Below are 3,042 nucleotides of genomic sequence, written 5' to 3' on the forward strand. Positions count from 1 at the left end.
GTCAAAGTCTGAAGTGGACTGAATTTTTCCTCTGGGGTGAGGTTTTGCACTGATCAAGTTACTTAGCAGCAGATTCAGTATGTTCATTTCTTTCCCCGTATGAGGTCGCCAATTATTATAACTTATCTTCCAGGAATTTCCTCAATTTTTTCAACGCTCCGGTTTTTATCTGGGAAACTCTTGATACTGAGATTCCCAGGATTTTACTTATCGATTTCAGATCCAGCTCTTCCAGGAATACGAGTTGAAGTACCAGCTGTTCTTTTTCCGAAAGTTTGGATATTCCCTCAGCCAGAAGTTCCTTCGCCTCTTTCATCAACAGAGAATCTTCAGGCTCAGGGGTATTTGATGCCAGAGTATCCTTCAGAGTGTAACGTTCTGAATTGCCAAATAGTTTCTCTTCTATGGAAACGAGGATGGCAGCTTCATCTCTAATTTCAGAAATCTTCCCGTTTTTAAGTTTTTCCCTGAGGTTCCTGGGAAGGAAATCCAGTTTTCTAAGGTAGTCGAGAATCTCTCCCCTTATTTTGATGTAGGCGTAGGTGGAAAACCTGGCTTTGTGAGAGTCGTAGTTGTCTATGGCTTTTATCAGGCCTATAACCCCTGTGTTTACAAGTTCGTTAAATTCAACTACACCGTTGGGAATTCTTGCGTATATTCTGCTAGCTACTTTTTTGACCAGAGGAAGATGTTCTATTACAAGTTCCTTCCGTGACTTTGTATACATCAGGTACCTTCCTTCAGTAGTCTGAAGAATCGTTTTATGAACCCTTCATCTTTTTCAGGAATTGCTTCTCCTACCTCCAATTGGACTATTTTCTTCAGTTCAACGGAGAAGGGATCGGAAGAGTAGATGTGAACCAGAGGTTTGCTCTGCTGGAGAGCATCCCTTATTCTGGAAGATATGGGAAGTATTCCAGCGAGTTTCAGTTTGAATCCCAGAAATTTCATCGTTGAAGAGTTGAGCCTTTCAAATGTTTCAAAACCCTCTTTACGTGAAGGTACCATATTAATGATTACTTTAAATGACTGGTAGTCATAAAGTTTGTACATGCTCTTTATGAATGCATAAGCATCTGTGAGAGCAGTTGGTTCTGGTGTGGTTATGATATAGGTTTCGGATGCTGCTCTTGAGAAGTTTACTGTGAATCGTGAAAGTCCTGCAGAATTATCCAGAATGACAAAGTCGTATTTCTCGATTACGTTGTCAAGTTGGACTAATAAATTGGCAGATTCGTAGGATTCCAGTTCTTCGACGGATTCTATTCCTGAAAATCCCAGGACTACATCGAGGTTCAGAGCTGTCTGAGTTACGTTTTTCAGGGAGCTTCCTTTTAGAACAGATCGAAGGTTTTTGCTTGGATCCAGGCCCAATAAAAGATGAACGTTACCCAAACCAATATCGCAATCCAGGAGTAGAACCTTCCTGTTAAAAACGTTGGCCAGGATATAGGCAAAAGATGTCGATACAGTTGTTTTACCCACGCCTCCTTTTCCACTAACGAATGAAAGAACCTTGCATTTGCTTTTTTTCTTTTTCTCTTTTACCAGTTTTACCAGTTTTTCTGCCTGCTTCTCCATTATGCTCCCAACAGAAAGTCTGATATAACGAAAGGAGAAAGTAGCTTTATATCTTCTGGAACTCTTTGACCAGTACTTACATAAGAAAGTGGAATTCCGGATTTGATTCCTGCATTAATCAGGATGCCGGGTTTGGAAGATTCATCAATTTTTGTGAAGAATAAGGAACTTATAGGGAAGAAACTCCTATATCTGTTGACTATTTCCATGGCTTCTTTTGTATCGTAATTGCAGGAAATAAGCAAGACATAATCTATAGAGGAGTTCAGTCCTCCAAGGATTGTTTTGATTTCTCCTAACCTAAAATAGTCATAGTGGCTTCTTCCAACTGTATCAATGAGTATTACATCCAATTCAGATAAATTTTCAACAATTTCCTTCAATTTTTTCTGATCTGTGGCTATGAAAAATGGGATGTTTAGTATAGATGTGTAAATTCTGGCCTGTTGAGTGCCTCCAACTTTAAAAGTGTCTGTGGAAATAACACCAACATTTAAATCCTGGTCTATGACAAACTTACTTGCTATTTTGAATAAATTTGTGGTTTTTCCTACTCCTGTGGGACCTACGAATGCAATTATCTTCTGTTTTCCCTTCTCGGCGGTGAATTCACCTGTGAATTTTAGCTTCTTTTTAAATGCATTTATGAGAGCTTCTTTAAAAGTACCAGTGTTGAGATCCAATTTTTCAGTTTCTATATCCAGCCCGCACGAGGCTCTTACTATATCAACTGCAATTGATGGTTCTACGCCCTTTTTTATGAGAATGTTGATCAGTTCTACGGCATCTCCCGTAAACTCTTCTATTTGGGGAATTGCGCATACTACTTTTTCTTCAAGATGTTCAGGAACTGAAGGAACAATTTGCTGAGAAGGTAGCTTCGTTACGTTTTCCTTTAGATCTACCAGTAAACTTTTTAACTCTTTTATCTCTTCTTCTAGGTGTTCTACCCTGTTTTCTTCTGTATTTTCCTTTTTGGTTACGAACAGCCGATACTTCTTTTTCCTGAAAAAGGGTAGAATCCCTGGTGCTTTCTCTACTTCGTAGTAGAGGATTTCTATGTCTCCCAATTCATTCTTTGCCTTTTCTATAAGGACATCTAGATCCTTTCCCTCGTAGATTTTTACGCTCATTTTCCGTTGACCACCCCAATAATGTTTAACTGAACTCCAGGTTCAACTTCAGCGTACGACAGAACGGCAACGTTTGGCATGTAAGGTTCCAGTATCGTCCTGACAAAACGTCTAACTGCTGGTGATGTTAGTATAACAGGTATCAGTTGCTGGTTTACAAATTGACCTATTTTGTCAGAAATACTTTTGACCATATTCTGGACGAAAACTGGATCCAGCGGAGGGAGATACCCTTCGTTTTCCTTGACTCTTTTGAGAATGTAGTCTTCAGCTTCTGGAGATAGAGTAAGTGCAGTAAGTGTTCCATTTCTGGCGTATAGGCTGGTTA

General features: G+C 39.5%; 4 protein-coding genes. All 4 read right to left on the reverse strand.

Translation table 11 applies throughout. The annotated features are described in order from the left end of the window. Positions 1–115 precede the first annotated feature (115 nt). On the reverse strand, positions 116–727 hold the full coding sequence (locus tag MV676_RS07170; protein WP_297446245.1) for a sigma-70 family RNA polymerase sigma factor: 612 nt from the start codon (positions 725–727) through the stop codon (positions 116–118). After that, positions 727–1,581: an AAA family ATPase gene (locus MV676_RS07175; protein WP_297446247.1), complete on the reverse strand. Its 855-nt coding sequence runs from the start codon at positions 1,579–1,581 to the stop codon at positions 727–729. Before MV676_RS07175 ends, MV676_RS07170 begins: the two co-directional genes overlap by 1 nt. Further along, a complete protein-coding gene (locus MV676_RS07180) occupies positions 1,581–2,714 on the reverse strand; it encodes a flagellar biosynthesis protein FlhF (protein WP_297446249.1) in 1,134 nt (377 codons plus the stop codon). The genes MV676_RS07175 and MV676_RS07180 overlap by 1 nt, the downstream gene beginning before the upstream one ends. Next, a partial coding sequence (locus MV676_RS07185) for an FHIPEP family type III secretion protein (protein ID WP_297446251.1) occupies positions 2,711–3,042 on the reverse strand: 332 nt, incomplete at its 5' end. The genes MV676_RS07185 and MV676_RS07180, both read right to left, overlap by 4 nt.

Source organism: Desulfurobacterium sp. (genome assembly GCF_027028515.1).
Lineage (GTDB): Bacteria > Aquificota > Aquificia > Desulfurobacteriales > Desulfurobacteriaceae > Desulfurobacterium_A.